Here is a 17183-nt window from a genome sequence, read left to right as displayed (position 1 = left end):
CCGCGGCCGCGCCGGCGGCGGCGACGCTTGCGGCGCTGGCCGTCCTGCTCGGGACTGGCTTCGCCAGCGGCCTGGTCCTCAGTGAGACCTTCGGTCTCCTCCGTCTCGACCTCGGATTCGAGCTCGGAATCGAATTCCTCGTCCTCGTAAGCTTCTTCAACGATCGGCGGCGGGCTCGCGGCCGCCTGCGCCACGAGCAACGCCTTAGCAGCTTCCAGCGTATGCACCTGCTCGCCGCGGTCGATCACATAGGCCTGCGGTCCGCTGACGCTGGCATCGGCGATGACCGACAGCGTGACCTTGAAGCTGTTCTCGAGGTCGCGCAGATGACCGCGCTTGTGGTTCAACACGTAGAGCGCGACGTCAGTGCGGGTGCGGACCACGAGATTGTGGGTCGCGCCCTTCATCAGGATCTCTTCGAGGCCGCGCAGCAGTTGGAGCGCCACCGAGGAGACGGAACGGACGTGGCCGGTGCCGCCGCAATGCGGGCAGGGATCGGTCGAGGACTCCAGCACGCTGGCGCGGATGCGCTGGCGCGACATCTCGAGCAGGCCGAAATGCGAGATGCGGCCGACCTGGATGCGCGCGCGATCCTGCCTCAGGCAATCGGACAGCTTGCGCTCGACCGCGCGGTTGTTGCGCTTCTCGTCCATGTCGATGAAATCGATGACGATGAGGCCGGCGAGGTCGCGCAGGCGGAGCTGGCGGGCGACCTCTTCGGCGGCCTCCAGATTGGTCTTGAGCGCGGTGTCCTCGATATGGTGCTCGCGGGTCGATCGTCCCGAGTTGACGTCGATCGAGACCAGCGCCTCGGTCTGGTTGATCACGACATAGCCGCCCGAACGCAGCTGCACCGTCGGCGAGAACATCGCGTCCAGCTGGCTCTCTACGCCCATGCGTGAGAACAGCGGCTGGCCGTCGCGATACTGCTTCACCGCGCTGACATTGGCGGGCATCAGCATCTTCATGAAGTCGCGTGCTTCGCGGTAGCCGGCTTCGCCGGCCACCTGGATCTCGTCGATCTCCTTGTTGTAGAGGTCGCGCAGCGAACGCTTGATCAGCGAGCCTTCCTCGTAGACGAGGGTCGGGGCCTGCGATTTCAGTGTGAGGTCGCGCACCGTCTCCCACATCCGGATCAGATATTCGAAGTCGCGCTTGATCTCGGGCTTGGTGCGGGAGGCGCCGGCGGTGCGCAGGATGATGCCCATGCCCTCGGGCACGTCGAGATCCTGCACCACTTCCTTCAGGCGCGAACGGTCCTGCGCGCTGGTGATCTTGCGGCTGATGCCGCCGCCGCGGGCGGTGTTGGGCATCAGGACGGCATAGCGGCCGGCGAGCGACAGATAAGTCGTCAGCGCGGCGCCCTTGTTGCCGCGCTCTTCCTTGACGACCTGCACCAGCATCACCTGGCGGCGCTTGATGACTTCCTGGATCTTGTACTGGCGGCGGGGGCGGAAGGTGCGCTCGGGCACTTCCTCCAGCACGTCGTCGCCACCGACGGATTCGACGAGCTCCTCTTCGGCGTCCTCGCCGTCCTCGTCATCCTCTTCCTCGTCCTCGCCCCCCGCTTCCGCGGTTTCGGCGAGCGGCGCTTCGGCGCTGTACACGGCGTCGGCGTAAACGGCATCGGCCGGCTCGGCGGCAGAGGTTACGGCCTCAGCCAAGAGCTCCGCATGCTCTTCGGAGGCGACGCTCTGCTGCGGCTCTGAAGCGGACTCGGTCGCGACCACGGGCTCGGCGCCGACGGCCGCGACAGGCGCGGGCGTCTCATCGGCACGATCATGGTCGTGATGATCGTGCTCGCCATGGTGATCGTGATCATCATGGTGATCGTGGGCGTGATGGTGAACCTCATCATGGGGCTGACGATCGCCGTGATCGTGATCACCATGATCGTGGTGATCGTGGCCCTCGTGCTCGCCGTGATGCTCGGCATCGGCGTGCAAGTGCTCGCCTTCGTGCAAAGCACCCTCGGCCTGTGCCGCCAGGGCTTCGCCCTCGACCGGCTGAGCCGCGGGATCGGCGCCGGCATCGAGGCCTTCGACGATGTCGCTGCGGACGCGCTCGCCATGGCCGCGGCGGCGGGCGTTGCGGTGGCGCGAGCGGCGGCGGCCGTGGGAGCGGTTCTCGCTCTCTTCCTCGGCCTCGCGATGGGCCTGTTCCTCGGCCTCGATCAGCGCCTGCCGGTCGGCGACGGGGATCTGGTAGTAGTCGGGATGGATTTCGCTGAAGGCGAGGAAGCCGTGGCGGTTGCCGCCATATTCGACGAAAGCGGCCTGGAGCGAGGGTTCGACCCTTGTGACCTTGGCGAGGTAGATATTCCCGCGCAGTTGCTTGCGTTGCGCGGTCTCGAAATCAAACTCTTCGACGCGATTGCCGCGGACCACGACGACCCGGGTCTCTTCCGGGTGGGTGGCATCGATCAACATCTTGTTGGGCATGTCTTAACTCTTGGCGGCGGCGGGCGCGATTCACCGTGGGCGCGTATCGCGCCGCCGGGTGACGCGACGGTCCACCTGATTCGGGGGTGAGGGGAAGGCCGAAACGCCGTCTCTCGCGCCTTGCCGAACCGGAAGCTTCAGGACCATGGCGGCGCGCGGGATTTTCACTCCGCAGCGTCGCGAATGGTCCTTCAGAATTCGTCGGCACAGTCTGGCGCATCAAGCGTCGGCCCGTATGAAACATTGGGCGGCGAGGCCGCCCCTCAATCAGTTGCTGCTGGCCAGGCATGGCGCGAGCGCGCTCGCCTTGGGGTCACGAACCGCCCCCTTGGGATCAAGGGGCCGGGTATTGGGTTACGTCGCTGTCAGAACCGCCCGGGTAACGTGATTGGTAACCCAGGACCGTCCGCCGCCGGAGCTTGACCCGCTCCATCTCGTTGCCGCGCACCGCGCTGGTCTTGGAGAGGAACGGAAAACGCTGGAATTCCCAAACCTTGGGAGCTCCGGCGATGCACCGGGAGGCTGAATGCGACACAACGGGGAATATCGGCCGTCAGCAATCCGTACATACGAGGAATGAGCCAACCGTGCAAGGGAGCGTCGCACGGCGGTCACAGTCAGCGAGTTTCGCGCATCTGCCATTAAGGATCGTTTAACCCTGTGGTTCTATTGCGTTAAAAAGGGCTGCTCGGAGGCACGGAATCGGTGGCGAGCCGCACAAATCAAAGGGTCTTGCTGGGATGCGCGCTGCTGTGCGCTGCAGCATTGGCGTGCGCCGACTCGTCCCGCCTAAGTGCGGCGGAAAGCCAGCCGCAACCTACTGTTGCGGCAGCGAATTTTCCAATCGCCTCGGCGGCCCGTCTGGCCGGTGACGGCAAGCAGACCCGTTTCATCCTCGACATTGACCAGGCCGTCACCTTCCGCGCGATCACGCTCGCTGACCCCTATCGCGTGGTCGTGGACGTGCCGCAGGTCAATTTTCAGCTGCCCACCGGGACCGGGAGCGCGGGGCGGGGCCTGGTCAAGGCCTTCCGCTACGGCCTCGTCATGCCCGGCGGCTCGCGAATCGTGTTCGACCTGACGGGGCCGGCGAAGATCGCCAAGTCCTACGTGGTCGAGGCCGCCAATGGCCAGCCGGCCCGGCTCGTGCTCGAGCTGGAAGAGGTCGACCGCACCGCCTTCGCGCCATCGCTCGCTCCCGAGAACCGTCCCGAGTTGCGGCCCGCAATCGCCGAGGCGCCTGCCACGGTTCCCTCTACGGCAGCCCCTGACACCCCGCAGCAGAAGGCCGATGGCCGCCCGGTGGTCGTGATTGATCCTGGCCATGGCGGTATCGACAACGGCACGCAGTCGAGCGGCGAGAGCGAGAAGAACCTCGTGCTGGCCTTTGGCCTGGCGCTCCGCGACAGGCTGGAGAAGGGCGGCAAGTTCCGCGTGGTCATGACGCGGGACGACGACACCTTCATCCCCCTCAACGATCGCACCAAGATCGCGCGCAACCTCAACGCCGCCTTGTTCGTCTCAATTCATGCCGATGCGCTGCCGCGGGCCGAGGGCGACGCGCAGGGCGCCACCATCTACACGCTCTCCGACAAGGCGTCCGACGCCGAGGCCCAGCGGCTGGCAGACGCCGAAAACCGGGCGGATGCGATCGCCGGCTTCAATCTCGCGGAGGAGCCGACCGACGTCGCCGACATCCTGATCGACCTTACGCAACGGGAAACCCGCACCTTTTCAAACCGTTTCGCCCGGCTCCTGATGGGAGAAATGAAGTCGACGGTGCGGATGCACAAGCATCCCCTGAAATCGGCCGGCTTCCGGGTGCTGAAGGCGCCCGACGTGCCCTCGGTCCTGGTCGAGATCGGCTACGTCTCCAACAAGGCGGATCTCGAGCATCTGGTTTCCGAGGGGTGGCGGTCCCGCGCCGTCGGCTCGATGGCCCAGGCCATCGACGCGTTTCTGACCAAGCGGATGGCCACGGCGGGATCGTCAAATTGACGACCCGGGGATCGTCGAATTGACGACGTCGGGATCGCCCGTTGGGCGACCCGGGGATCGTCCAATGCGGCGTTTCTGAGATACTCGAAGTGAAGGGTTTTTCCGTGCTGCCGCAAAAGCCCTAGTTTGGCCACAGCGGGCGATCTATAAAAATGTCGCAGGGGGTTCCGGAATCGATCGAGAATCCCGCTCGGCAAACGTCTAAACTCCGGACCTGATGTGATTGCGTAGGCTTGGGCGTTCACGACGAAGGTTGGCTCCCTTTGGGTGCCAAAGGGCCGATACTGGGCTGATACTGGGCTGATCCAGAGTTTGAACGGATAAACACATAATGCGCTTGCTGGTGCGGTTCATGGGCTTCCTGTTCGCCGCGGGAACGGTGGTGTTCCTTGTCGGTGTCGGGGCCGTGGCAGGCCTGATTTGGCATTTCTCCAAGGACTTGCCAGACTACTCTCAGCTTCAGGATTACGAGCCGCCGGTGATGACGCGCGTGCACGCGGTCGATGGATCGCTGGTCGGCGAATACGCCAAGGAGCGGCGGCTGTATCTGCCGATCCAGGCCGTGCCCAAGCTCGTGATCAACGCCTTCCTCGCGGCCGAGGACAAGAATTTCTACGAGCATGGCGGCATCGACTACACCGGCATGGCCCGCGCAGGTCTGGTCTACATCCAGAACTACGGCTCGAACCGGCGTCCGCAGGGCGCCTCCACCATCACCCAGCAGGTCGCCAAGAACTTCCTCCTGACCAACGAGGTCTCCTTCGCGCGCAAGATCAAGGAAGCCTTGCTGGCGATGCGCATCGAGAAGACCTATTCGAAGGACAAGATCCTCGAGCTCTATCTGAACGAGATCTATCTCGGCCTTGGCGCCTACGGCATTGCGGCGGCGTCGCTGGTCTATTTCGACAAGTCGGTGAACGAGCTGACGGTGGCGGAAGCATCCTATCTGGCCGCCCTGCCGAAGATGCCCGCGACCCTGCATCCGGTGCGCAACCGCGACCGCGCCATCGAGCGCCGCAACTACGTGATCGATCGTCTGGTGGAGAACGGCTGGGTCAAGCAGGCCGAGGCCGACAAGGCGCGCAAGGAGCCGCTCGCCGTCACCAGCCGGTCCAACGGCGCCCACACGTTCGCCGGCGAATATTTCGCCGAGGAAGTCCGCCGCGACATCTTCGAACGCTATGGCGAGAAGAAGCTGTATGAAGGCGGCCTGTCCGTCCGCACCACGCTCGATCCGAAGATCCAGGTCATGGCGCGCAAGGCGATGGTCGCCGGCCTCGTGAATTACGACGAGCAGCAGGGCTATCGCGGCGCCATCAGCAAGCTCGATATTTCGGGCGATTGGGGCGTGAGGCTGGCCGAAATCAAGTCGCTCTCCGACATCTCGCCATGGCGCATGGCGGTGGTGCTGGAGACCAGCGACCAGTCCGCACGCATCGGCTTCCAGCCGGGCCGCGAGCTCGGCGGCGCGGTGAGCAAGCAGCGCGAGACGGGCATCGTCACGGTCGACGGCGTGCGCTGGGCGCGGGCCCTGCAGGGCGGCACGAGGGGCAAGACGCCGGGGGCGGTATCGCAGGTGCTGCAGCCCGGCGACGTCATCTATGCCGACCCGCTCTACAAGGACGGTCATCCCGTCGAAGGCCAGTACCGGCTCCGCCAGATCCCGGAAGTCTCCGGAGCGATGGTGGCGATGGATCCCTGGACCGGCCGCGTGCTCGCGATGGTCGGCGGTTTCTCCTTCGACCAGAGCCAGTTCAATCGCGCCACGCAGGCCTATCGGCAGCCGGGTTCGTCGTTCAAGCCGATCGTCTATTCGGCCGCGCTCGACAACGGCTATACGCCGTCGACCGTCGTGCTCGACGCGCCGATCGAAATCGACCAGGGCCAGGGCGCCGGCGTGTGGCGGCCTGAAAACTTCTCCTCGGGCAAGTTCCAGGGACCGGTGACGCTGCGCAACGCGCTGCGGCAATCGCTGAATACCGTGACGGTGCGCCTCGCGCAGGACATCGGCATGCCGCTGATCGGCGAATATTCACGCCGCTTCGGCGTCTATGACGAGCTGCCGAATTATCTCTCCTACGCGCTCGGCGCCGGCGAGACGACGGCGATGCGCATGGTCACGGCTTACTCGATGCTCGCCAATGGCGGGCGCCGCGTGAAGCCGACCTTGATCGATCGCATCCAGGACCGCTACGGCCACACCATCTTCAAACACGACCAGCGCGAATGTCGCGGCTGCGACGCGCCGGGCGGCTGGAAGAACCAGCCCGAGCCGCAGCTGATCGACCGCCGCGAGCAGGTGCTCGATCCCATGACCGCCTATCAGATCACCGAGCTGATGGAAGGCGTGGTGCAGTCCGGTACGGCCACGGTGATCAAGGAGGTCGGCAAGCCCGTCGCCGGCAAGACCGGCACCACCAACGAGGCAAAGGACGCCTGGTTCGTCGGCTTCTCCCCTGATATCGCGGTCGCGGTCTACATGGGCTATGACAAGCCGCGCCCGCTCGGCAAGGGCAATGCCGCGACCGGCGGCCATCTCGCTGCGCCGATCGTGCGTGACTTCCTCAAGCTTGCGCTCGCCGACAAGCCGGCGGTGCCGTTCAAAGTGCCGGCCGGCATCAAGCTCGTGCGCGTCGCCGCCAAGACCGGCATGCGTGCCGGCCCCGGCGAGACCGGCGGAACCATCCTCGAAGCCTTCAAGCCGGGCACGGCGCCGCCGGATAATTATTCGGTGATCGGCGTTGCCGATGCCGATGGCCGCATGCCGGCCTCGCAGCAGCAGCAGCCGGATTCCGGCTTCTTCATGCGGCCGGGCACCGGCGGGCTGTATTAGCGGATAACGCGGGAAACGGGCGAGGCGGGCGGTTGCGCTTTGGCGCCACCGCCGTTACATCCCGGTGCAAATCGAACGTGGACCAGTTCCGCGAGATCAGAGAACGACATGCGCGCCGAAATCGAACGGTTGGTAGAAGAGATCAAGCAGTCAGTCGGGCTGCTGAGGAGGCATCTTTGACGTCGAGAAATCGACGGCGCGCCTCGCTGAGCTGAACAAGCTCGCAGAAGATCCCAACCTCTGGAACGATCCCCAGAAAGCCCAGAAGCTGATGCAGGAGCGCACCTCGCTGGAGGATGCGCTGTCGGGCATCGGCAAGGTCGAGCAGGAGCTCGAAGACGACATCGGCATGATCGAGCTCGGCGAGGCCGAGGGCGATGACGGTGTCGTAGCCGAGGCCGAAGCCGCGCTGAAGAACCTGAAGAAAGAAGTGGCGCGACGCGAGCTCGAGGCGCTGCTGTCGGGCGAGGCCGATCGCTTCGATTCCTATCTCGAAGTCCATGCCGGCGCCGGCGGCACCGAGAGCCAGGACTGGGCGCAGATGCTGCTGCGCATGTACACGCGCTGGGCTGAGACGCATGGCTTCAAGGTCGAGTACCTCGAAGAGTCCGAGGGCGAAGAAGCCGGCATCAAGTCGGCAACGATCCAGGTCTCCGGCCACAACGCCTATGGCTGGCTGAAGACTGAAGCCGGCGTGCATCGCCTCGTGCGCATCTCGCCGTTCGATTCCAACGCGCGGCGGCACACCTCGTTCTCGAGCGTGCAGGTATTCCCGGTCATCGACGACAGCATCAAGATCGACATCAAGGAATCCGACGTCCGCGTCGACACGATGCGCTCGGGCGGCGCCGGCGGTCAGCACGTCAACAAGACCGAATCCGCGGTGCGCCTGACGCACATTCCGACCGGCGTCGCCGTGGTCTGCCAGGCCGGCCGCTCCCAGCACAAGAACCGGGCGCAGGCCTGGGACATGCTCCGTGCGCGCCTCTACGAGATCGAGCTGAAGAAGCGCGAGGAGAAGGCCGCCGCCGACCAGGCCGCCAAGACCGATATCGGCTGGGGCCACCAGATCCGCTCCTATGTGCTGCAGCCCTATCAGATGGTGAAGGATCTGCGCACGGGCGTGCAGACCTCCGACACCTCGGGCGTGCTTGGCGGCGATCTCGACGACTTCATGGCCGCGACCCTGGCGCAGCGCGCCTTTGGCACCACGACCGGCGATATCGAGGACGTGGACTGATCATGCCCCGCGTCGCCTTCATCGGGCTTGGGCGGATGGGCCACGGGATGGCCGGTCGCTATCTCGATGCCGGCTTCACGGTGACGGTCTGGAATCGCAGCAAGACCAAGGCGGAAGATCTGATCGCGCGTGGCGCGTTGTGGGCGACCTCGCCGGAGGATGCCGCGATCGATGCCGACGCGGTCGTGACCATGGTCGCCGACGACGAGGCCTCGCGCGCGGTCTGGCTCGGGCTGAACGGCGCGGCCAAGACTGCCAAGGCTGGCACCATCGCGATCGAATGCTCCACCGTCTCCTATGACCACGCCCGCGAGATGGGCCGCGAGCTCAACGCGCGCGGGCTGATCTACATCGACTGCCCCGTCACCGGACTGCCCGATGCGGCCGCGGCCGGGAGGTTGACGCTGCTTGCCGGCGCCGATGCTGCCGATCTCGAACGCGCGCGGCCCTTTCTCGAACCGATCGGCTCGACCATCCGCCATTTTGGCCCGGTCGGCGCCGGCACGGTCTACAAGCTCATCAACAATCTGATGGGCGCGATCCAGATCGCGGGCCTTGCCGAGGGTCTCGCGATCGCCGAGCAGGCCGGGCTCGACATGAAGCTGGTGCTGGAGTCGATCCAGGCGGGCGTTGCCGCGAGTCCTCAGGTACAGCGGCACTCCAAGCGCATGGTCGCTCGCGATTTCAGCGGCGCGACCTTCACGGCAGCGCTCCGGCACAAGGATGCCGCCTATGCGGTGAAGCTCGCCGAGAGCTTGCTCGCCGGCAAGCCGCTGGTCGCGCGCGCCGCCGTCGAGGCCTACGCGCAGGCGAAGGCGGCGATGCCCGACGACGATGAAGGCAGGATGATCGAGCTGGTGTCGCGGCCGAAGAAGCCTGCCTCCTAACTTCGGTCCAGCAACGCAAAGCTGAAGAGAAGCATCCGAACGTTTGCGTGAGCCTTGATCGATGCGCGGGAAGTGCAAATCCTTTCGTATGACCGATCGCGCCTGCCGCATTCTGCGCAAATCAACGCGCTCGTGCGTCGCGATAGTGACATAACGCAGTTGTTTATCGTGCCTGCCCTTTGGGAGCGAGGAGGAGCCGATCGATGAAAGCCGAAGATGCCGCGGACATGATGGATCAGGAGAGGGAGAACGACCGCTTCAAGCAGCGCGCGGCGGTCGGCATCGCGATTCTGGCGATGCTGCTGGCCATCACCGGGCTTGGCGGCGCCAACGCCGGCAAGGAGGCGACCAACAACAACATCTATGCCGCGAACCACTATGCCTTCTACCAGGCCAAGACCATCCGCCAGACCGACTACAACCTCGCGGCCGACGCGATCGAATTGGCATTCCTGCAGGACGGAAGCCTCAGCGCCGAGGCCAGGGCGGCCCTGAAGGAAAAAGCGGAGGCCTATCGCAAAACGGCCTCACGCTACGAGTCCGAGCCCGAGACGCAGGAGGGCAAGAAGGAATTGATGGTGCAGGCCAAGGACTACGAGAGCAAGCGCGACCATGCCCTCAAGCAGGATCCCTACTTCGACTATCTGAAGCTCTTCTGCAGATCGCCATCGTGCTGATCTCGGTCTCGATTGTCGCGACGCTCCCGTGGCTTGCGATCTTCGGCGGCATCATCGGTGCTGTGGGAGGCCTGCTGATGGTCAACGGCTACACACTGGCGATCGAGATACCGTTCCTGGCGGCATAGAGATCCGCGCGGGGTTGGCGGTGCAAGTGCTGTTGGCGCGCTGGATATTCGTGAGGTTGGAAAGCGGGGCAAAGGCTCTGGCCATTGAATGGGTCCGCGTGCCCGTAGCGACCTCGCGGCGATGACTGCGGAGCGCCGCTTTTGACCCCCTAAGCGGACTCTCAGGCTGGCTGAGCCCCCTTGAAGGGAGCGAACGGAAATGTGCGCCGGTTCATAAGTTTAGCGAGATTCACCTGCTTTAATGCGGCTCCGGCCGGGCTCTCGTTAATTCGAAGTGATATTCTAGCATGCTTTTGTATTGGGGGCTTTCATGCGCAAGTTTCCGGGAATCCCGTTTGCGAAACGGTTGAGCGAACTTGCTGCTCAGCTCTCAGAATTGGAAGATCTCCGACTTCAGGTCGAAGAAGCGGAGCGACGCGCTCGCGGCAAGCCCGCAGCGCACGCGACACCTCCCAACCCGCGTCGCCTGCGTTCCCGCCCCTGAAGGGAGCGAACTTGACGGGTCTGCGTTTGGCCCATTCGCGAAGTTGCGCCGCATCCGACAGAGGTCCGCTCACCGGGCTGGAGCGGACCAGATTTACTCAACCTGAGTTCTCGGATTTTGATCCACTGCACACAATAGCGCTGCGCTGCCATGGGCGGTCCGCGTAGCATTACCAAGGATTAATTCCTTCGACAGGAGACGGAAAGAGTCGATCTTCTAAGATGGACTTAGCGGAGGAGATCGAGTCGCCATGCGCCACAGCTCAATCCTGCACGCTGTTACCGCAGCCGGTCTGTTGCTGGGATCATCCAGCCTCATCTCAGGTGCATCCGCCGAGAACGCCGGCCACGCCATGGCTGTCTCGATCGACGATTTCAAATATAGAGACACGTCGAACGAGCTCACCGATCAGACGGCAGTGCATGAGAAACGATTGCGGGCTTTCATGACCGCGCTGCGAGATGACGTCACTGCAGACCGCCGTTTTCAGCTCGTACCGTCCTCCTGCGGAACAAGTTGTCCGACGGATGAACCGGCATTACGCGATCGGCTGCGCGCGGCGTCCCTAGCCGGCGCGCAGATCCTGATCATCGGCGGCTTCCATAAGATGAGCACCCTTGTACAGTTTGCGCAGACTGTTGCCATCGATACAGCCTCCCAGCGTATCGTGTTCCGGAAGTACTTCCAGTTCCGCGGCGACAATGACGAGGCATGGCAGCGGGCGGAGCGTTTTGTTTCGGGAGAGCTCCGCGACCGGTTGCTGGAAAGCAGATCACGGCAATAGGCTACGCGCGACGCATGTGCATGGCGCCTGAGTCCGGTTATGGCCCTTAGCCCGCCTCTCGCGTGTCGGCCGCTAAGGACCGCTCATGACCCTAAGCCCTAAGCGGACATGTCTCAATGTGCTATGCTTGTCCTCTTATGCGCGTCCGGAGGTCTGGCAATGAGACGGCGCGATGTGATCACGCTGGCGATGGGCGCGATTTTGGCGGGACCGCCAAATGCACGAGCGCAGCAGTCCGCTCGTAAGGTCTGGCGGTTGGCTTTCCTGAACACCGACTCGTGGGAAAGTGAAGTCCAGCGCGCCCTGTTCGAGGTTTTCAGGAACGAACTGCAGAAGCTCGGCTACACGGACGGCAAAAACCTCGTCATCGAGCGCAGAGCGGCAGAGGGCCGTATAGAGCAGCTCGATCAGCTCGCGAACGAGTTGATCGCCGAAAAGCCAGACGTAGTGGTCGCAGTTGCGACACCTGCGATAGCGGCCGCGCGACGAGCAACCGCAACCATTCCTATTGTGATGTGGGGAGCCGGGGATGCGGTTGCTTTGGGCCTTATCAATAGCTTGGCGCATCCCGGAGGAAACCTTACCGGTGTAGCCACGATGTTCTCCGACACGACCGGCAAGTCACTCGAGCTTCTGCACAGTATCCTTCCCGCAGCAACGCGAGTGGCCGTGCTGGGCTCGCCTATCCCCGCCCGCAAACGACAGTTTGAAGAGACGGAGGCCGCTGCAAAGATATTGGGTCTGGTGACCATCCCCATCTTTACTTCCTCCCGGAATGATCTCGGCCAAGCTTTCGAAAGAATGGTGCAGGAAAAGTGCGATGCACTTTTCGTACTTGCTGCTCCGATCGAGCCGCAAATTGTTTTACTGGCCGCTCGTACGAAGATTCCAGCGGTTTACCAGATCAGTGCCTTCGTGGATTTGGGTGGCCTCGCAAGCTACGGGGCAAGCCTCGCAGTGATGGGCAAGCAAACAGCACAATATACAGCCAAGATATTTCAGGGAGCCAAACCGGCAGAGCTTCCGGTCCAGCAACCTGTAGCCTTCGAGCTTGCCCTGAACCTCAAGACGGCTGCGGCGCTAGGATTGAAAATTCCGGCCGAGGTCATCGGCCGAGCCGACAAGGTGATTGAATAATGACTGCTCCTGGCCCATCGCGGCCGATCACGCGCGACCGAAAATGGCTGCTGTGAGGGGCAGACCGGACCTAAGCCAGCTTGAAAAATCCCAAACCAACGATGACGAACACTGGCACGGTCGCCCCGAAAAGGATGAACGTATACGGCCCCGGGTAAGCAACAAGAAGATGAAGTTCCCAGCCGACAACCATCAGGGCCAAAGTCGACCCCATCACCAGCAGCGTCTGCTTCATACCCTCCAACATGCTGGACATAATAACATAAAGTGCCCCCCGTGACATGTCGGCGGTCAGCGGTAGACCGGGCCTAACTTAAACCGGGGCATATCGTCACGATTGACCCAAAGCGGACCCAGAGCTTTCTCACTCCGTACTCGGACGCTGTTATTCCGTCCAAGGACCAGCGCACGCCGGCTTCCGATATATTGACCAACGGTTTTTGCAGCGGCTCTTTTCGTTCCTACAGGTTCGGTTAGTAAAATGACTCGCGCTTTGCACATTTAAGGCGCACAGTTCCGTATCGCAGAGCGGACCTTGGCATTTATCTGCGTGAGAACGCCCGTTTGCGCTCCCGTCAAAAAATGGAGCGCGGCCATGCGGGTCTATCGTCCTATTCCTATGGATCAACAAATCGAGCAGATGCTCGATGTCGTGAAGCAGACGCGCGAGTTGCTGAAGCGGCCGCCGCCTGACACGTTCCTTGGACGCGAGACCTACAAGCCATTCCCCAAGGATGATCCAGAGAGTAACATAGGCTATTGTAACGAAACGCCATTGCCCCCATCGTCAACTGATGGATGATTCACTGCTTGCTCGCGCTCATCTTGCCATTGAAGAGAGTAAAGCCCTTCAACGAGCAAAGCATGCCTTGCAATCCGAGCAGGTGCGTAGTCGCGAAGCACTGCGTTTAACCATACTTGAGAGCGCAATGTGCCGAACGGAAGCGAAGGCATACCGGGAAGATCGGGAATAGATGGATCACTCAGCGAACGCAAAACGTTACCGCGACCAAGCCGAAGAATTTCGAGCCAAGAGTGATCTGATGAAAGACCCGGAGACGAGCGCCCAATACAGCCGGATGGCGGCCGCTTATGACATGTTGGCAGAAGGCCAGGACGACTTGGCTCGGAACAAGAGAGCCAAGTAAGGACGTTCAGAGACGGTTGAGCGGACTTTGGCCGCTCTCATTCGGCCTGTTTTGTTCTTTCGACTGGCCTGATTAGGCGTATGCTGCCTGGATGGACCTTCGGCTCATTCGGGCACACCTCGCTCAGGCTGAGCGCCATCTTGCGCTGAGCGACAAGCATATTGCCCGGCAAATTGAAATCATTGACAAGCTCGAACGTGCGGGCTGCTCGACCGACCTCGCCCTTGACATTCTTGCCACTTACCGACTGCTCCGGGCTTCGCATGTTGAGCACTGGGATACAATCCGCAGAGAGCTTCGGAATGTGCGTCGCCTTCCTTGATCTATATCAAGCAGTGCACGCCCCCACGCCGGACCATCGGGGCATGCCCGAACCTGACAAACAGACGGGGGGTGAGGAAGCCAAGCCATCACGGCTGGACGAGGCCCGGCGTATCATCGAGGAGTATGTCGCCGAGCTGCGCGAGACCAACCAGAAGCTCGGCCGCAAGATGAATTAAAGGCCGGCTCACTTAGACGCCTCTTTCAGCCCACGTTGACTTCCGCTGTTGGCCCGTAGCTGACCTTCACGGCGACGACTGCTCAGGGCCGCTTTTGGACCCCTAGCCGATCCCACCGCGTCGGCCAGGATCGCACCACCCGGCTGCAGCTAGTTCACAGGTCCTCGGCCGCCGATCGTCTCCATGTCTGGCTCCTCTGGCCTGACGCCTTGGGCGCGGTTGACCAGCGTCGTGATCACCCAGAGCACGACACCGATGGCGATCAAGACCCCCGCGACGCGGTACTGAACCATCGCCCGTCCGGTCCATGGCCCGGCGAGGAATGCGCAGGAGATTGCCCCCAATACCGGCAGGATCGTCGGCGTGCGAAAATGGCCGTGCGCGACGCTATCCTTGCGCAGCACCAAAACCGCGATATTGACCACCGTGAACACGCAGAGCAGCAGCAGCGCGGTCGTTCCACCGAGCGCAGGCACTTCGCCGACGAAGGTGATCAGTGCGAACGCCAGCAGCGTGGTGAAGCCGATCGCGATATAGGGCGTGCGGCGACCCGCATGCACCTTGCCAAGCACCGGCGGCAACACATGTTCGCGGCTCATGCCGTAGACGAGTCGGCTCGCCATCAGCATGTTGATCAGCGCGGAGTTGGCGACCGCAAACATGGTGATGAAGCCGAAGATCCAGACCGGAAAGTTCGGCGCGCCGGCCTGCACCACTTTCAACAGCGGCGTCTCTCCTTCGCCGAGCTGCTCCGGCGGAACCAGCGTAATCGCCGAGATTGAGACCAGCACGTAGATTACGCCCGTGATGAATAGGCCGGCGAGCAGCACTTTTGGAAAATCCCGTGTCGGTTCCTTGCATTCTTCGGCCATGTTAACGGAATCTTCGAAGCCGACCATGGCGAAGAAGGCGAGCGTGGTCGCGGCAATCACCGGCCAGACCAGACCGGTATCGCTCGCCTTAAACTGCATGACACGCGAGACGTCACCCTGGCCAAGGCCGATCGCCCACAGACCGATCAAGATGATGATCAGCAGACCGGTTAGCTCGACGCAAGTCAGAACAACGTTCGCTTTTACACTTTCGCCGACGCCGCGAAAATTGACCGCGGCAACAACCGCCATGAAGACGAGACCAGTCATGGTGATGCCGAACCCCGACAAGCCCAAGCCAAGCGCGTTCGACATGTTTGCAGAGAAAGCTCGAGAGGCAGTGGAAGCGGATGTAATCCCCGAGCACATCACCGCAAACGCAACGATGAACGTTAAAAAATGGATGCCGAACGCCTTGTGGGTGTAGAGCGCGGCGCCTGCGGCCTTCGGATACTTGGTGACGAGTTCGAGATAGCTCAGCGCAGTAATCAGCGCCACGACGAAGGCGACGAGGAACGGCAGCCAGACGACGCCTCCCACCTGGTTGGCCACCTGGCCGGTGAGCGCATAGATGCCGGTGCCGAGAATGTCGCCGACGATGAACAGCAGGAGGAGCCACGGACCCATGACCCGGTGCAGGCTCGGCTCGGCATCGGTGGCAGGTGGAGCAGGTTTCGCGGCATTCAAGGAAAGATCGGTCATCGCGCAGCCTCTCAACGATCTCGCCGCAATGCTGGTACCCGCTGTTGCGACTCACGAGTTCGTCTGGCGTCATTGCCACCACACAGCGTATTGGCTTTCGCGCCGCGCGGCCAACACTTATTGTGGAGATGATCGATCTACGATGCCCAGGGGCAAGGGCGGCCAAAGCGATTATCTCGCTGGCAGGTGCAGGGGCAGTGGGTGGCTGCTCCCTGCGCGCGGAGCTCGCCAACGTCCGGGCCTCACGCCTCCCCATTCGGGAAGGCACGGTGGAAGGAGGTTGTGTCCTGATAACCGAGCAGGAAGGCGATATCGTCGATCCCAATCTCGCTTTTGGCAGCCAGCTGCTCACACAGCTCCCGTCTGGCGGCAACCGGGAGATCGCGGAAGCTATGGCCCTCCACGGTGATCCGGCGCTGCAAGGTCCGTTCGCTCATGTAGCCATCGGCCATCAGCTACAGCAAATCGATCTCCAAGGAGCTCGGACCGAAGGGCGTGCGGGTCAACGTCGTCTCCCCCGGCTGGATCATGACCGAGTCCTCCGTCGACCTGTTGAAACGTCTGCAGGCCGCCAACGGCGGCACGATCAAAGAGGCGCGGCAAGTCGTCCTCGACAGTCTGGGCGGGATTTCCATCGGGCGTGCGGCCGAACCTTATGAGGTCGCCGACGTCATCGCCTACCTGGCTTCGGATCGCGCCGCCTCGATCCACGGCGCTGAGTTTGTCATCGACGGCGGCACCGTCCCGACCGTCTGATCAACGGGACCAGTTCACGCTTGGCCGAGCTGGCCTGGCGTGAACAGAGGCATTGTACGCGGATGGGCTTAGCGCGGGCCGCTTGGGCGCTAGCAATGCGCTAGCCTGCGCTCAGTCGCACGCCGGCGCGGAGGAATTTCTGCGGATCGACGGCTTCGCCCTCGATGCGGGTCTCATAGTGCAAATGCGGGCCGGTGGAGCGGCCGGTCGAGCCGACGAGACCGATCACCTGGCCGATCTTCACGACCTCGCCGACCTTGACGTTGATCTCGGAGAGATGGCCGTAGCGGGTCGAAAGCCCATTGCCGTGGTCGACCTCGACCAAGCGGCCGTAGCCGCCGGACCAGCCGGCCGAGACCACCTTGCCGTAGGCCGTGACGCGGACGGGATCGCCGGTGGCGGCGCGGAAGTCGAGCCCGGTATGCATCGCGGGCCGGCCGAGGAAGGGATCGCTGCGGACGCCGAAGCCGGAGGTGAACTCGACCTCGCCGATGACCGGCTTGCGATAGGGCACCAGCGCCAGCGTGCGATTGAGACGGTCGAGCTCGGCGCGGGTGACGTTGATGCGATTGAGCTGCTTCTCGAAGGGGCCGGCA

14 protein-coding genes and 2 pseudogenes are annotated in these 17183 nt (G+C 63.0%); 10 read left to right on the top strand and 6 right to left on the bottom strand.

Going from position 1 to position 17183, the window contains the following annotated elements:
- Nucleotides 1-2441, bottom strand: a 2441-nt coding sequence (locus tag SE91_RS16095; RefSeq protein ID WP_061851154.1) for an Rne/Rng family ribonuclease, incomplete at its 3' end; no start/stop codon positions are given.
- Between the two features lie 705 nt (nt 2442-3146).
- Between SE91_RS16095 and SE91_RS16090 the strand changes: the two genes are divergently transcribed.
- From SE91_RS16090 to SE91_RS16060, 7 genes and pseudogenes are all read left to right on the top strand, one after another.
- A complete protein-coding gene (locus SE91_RS16090) occupies nt 3147-4439 on the top strand; it encodes an N-acetylmuramoyl-L-alanine amidase (RefSeq protein WP_061848259.1) in 1293 nt (430 codons plus the stop codon).
- A 331-nt stretch (nt 4440-4770) separates the two neighbouring features.
- Entirely contained in the window at nt 4771-7272 is a 2502-nt protein-coding gene (locus SE91_RS16085; protein WP_061848258.1) for a penicillin-binding protein 1A, read from the top strand.
- Between the two features lie 108 nt (nt 7273-7380).
- Nucleotides 7381-8512 (top strand): peptide chain release factor 2 gene (gene prfB, locus SE91_RS16080; protein WP_156489641.1). Its coding sequence is split into 2 segments (ribosomal slippage): nt 7381-7449 and nt 7451-8512, totalling 1131 coding nucleotides; the frame shifts between segments, so codons are not numbered across the junction.
- 2 nt (nt 8513-8514) lie between these two features.
- Nucleotides 8515-9399 carry an NAD(P)-dependent oxidoreductase gene (locus SE91_RS16075; protein ID WP_061848256.1) on the top strand — a complete coding sequence of 295 codons (885 nt, stop codon included), beginning with the start codon at nt 8515-8517 and terminating at the stop codon, nt 9397-9399.
- A gap of 203 nt (nt 9400-9602) precedes the next feature.
- Nucleotides 9603-10204: pseudogene (locus tag SE91_RS16070) on the top strand (DUF4337 domain-containing protein).
- A 734-nt stretch (nt 10205-10938) separates the two neighbouring features.
- Complete coding sequence (locus tag SE91_RS16065) at nt 10939-11472, top strand: DUF2380 domain-containing protein (protein ID WP_061848254.1); 534 nt, start codon at nt 10939-10941, stop codon at nt 11470-11472.
- 159 nt (nt 11473-11631) lie between these two features.
- The gene (locus SE91_RS16060) at nt 11632-12609 is read left to right on the top strand and encodes an ABC transporter substrate-binding protein (protein WP_197489472.1); all 978 of its coding nucleotides are present in this window, start codon (nt 11632-11634) and stop codon (nt 12607-12609) included.
- 70 nt (nt 12610-12679) lie between these two features.
- Here the strand turns inward: SE91_RS16060 and SE91_RS16055 are convergent, their stop codons facing one another.
- Entirely contained in the window at nt 12680-12844 is a 165-nt protein-coding gene (locus tag SE91_RS16055; RefSeq protein ID WP_156489639.1) for a hypothetical protein, read from the bottom strand.
- A 360-nt stretch (nt 12845-13204) separates the two neighbouring features.
- On the opposite strand from SE91_RS16055, the gene SE91_RS36315 reads away from it, so the two are divergent.
- The gene (locus tag SE91_RS36315; RefSeq protein ID WP_156489638.1) at nt 13205-13411 is read left to right on the top strand and encodes a hypothetical protein; all 207 of its coding nucleotides are present in this window, start codon (nt 13205-13207) and stop codon (nt 13409-13411) included.
- A 383-nt stretch (nt 13412-13794) separates the two neighbouring features.
- Here SE91_RS36315 and SE91_RS16050 read toward each other — a convergent pair whose 3' ends face one another.
- Complete coding sequence (locus SE91_RS16050) at nt 13795-14031, bottom strand: hypothetical protein (protein ID WP_156489637.1); 237 nt, start codon at nt 14029-14031, stop codon at nt 13795-13797.
- Between the two features lie 91 nt (nt 14032-14122).
- On the opposite strand from SE91_RS16050, the gene SE91_RS38050 reads away from it, so the two are divergent.
- Nucleotides 14123-14257, top strand: coding sequence for a hypothetical protein (locus SE91_RS38050; protein ID WP_283806251.1), 135 nt, complete (start codon nt 14123-14125; stop codon nt 14255-14257).
- A gap of 149 nt (nt 14258-14406) precedes the next feature.
- Here the strand turns inward: SE91_RS38050 and SE91_RS16040 are convergent, their stop codons facing one another.
- Together SE91_RS16040 and SE91_RS16035 are read right to left on the bottom strand one after the other, a co-directional pair.
- Nucleotides 14407-15831 carry an APC family permease gene (locus SE91_RS16040; protein ID WP_061848249.1) on the bottom strand — a complete coding sequence of 475 codons (1425 nt, stop codon included), beginning with the start codon at nt 15829-15831 and terminating at the stop codon, nt 14407-14409.
- 242 nt (nt 15832-16073) lie between these two features.
- Nucleotides 16074-16283, bottom strand: coding sequence for a helix-turn-helix domain-containing protein (locus SE91_RS16035; RefSeq protein WP_061848248.1), 210 nt, complete (start codon nt 16281-16283; stop codon nt 16074-16076).
- 1 nt (nt 16284) lies between these two features.
- Here SE91_RS16035 and SE91_RS16030 point away from each other — a divergent pair.
- A pseudogene (locus tag SE91_RS16030) lies at nt 16285-16587 on the top strand (SDR family oxidoreductase); the annotation flags it as partial.
- A gap of 100 nt (nt 16588-16687) precedes the next feature.
- Here SE91_RS16030 and SE91_RS16025 read toward each other — a convergent pair.
- Nucleotides 16688-17183, bottom strand: a 496-nt coding sequence (locus tag SE91_RS16025; RefSeq protein ID WP_156490009.1) for a M23 family metallopeptidase, incomplete at its 5' end; no start/stop codon positions are given.

It is taken from the genome of Bradyrhizobium sp. DOA1, assembly GCF_001593325.1.
Taxonomy (GTDB): Bacteria; Pseudomonadota; Alphaproteobacteria; order Rhizobiales; family Xanthobacteraceae; genus Bradyrhizobium.
Note: the sequence above shows the minus strand (reverse complement) of the source record. Positions and strands in the feature narration are given on the sequence as shown.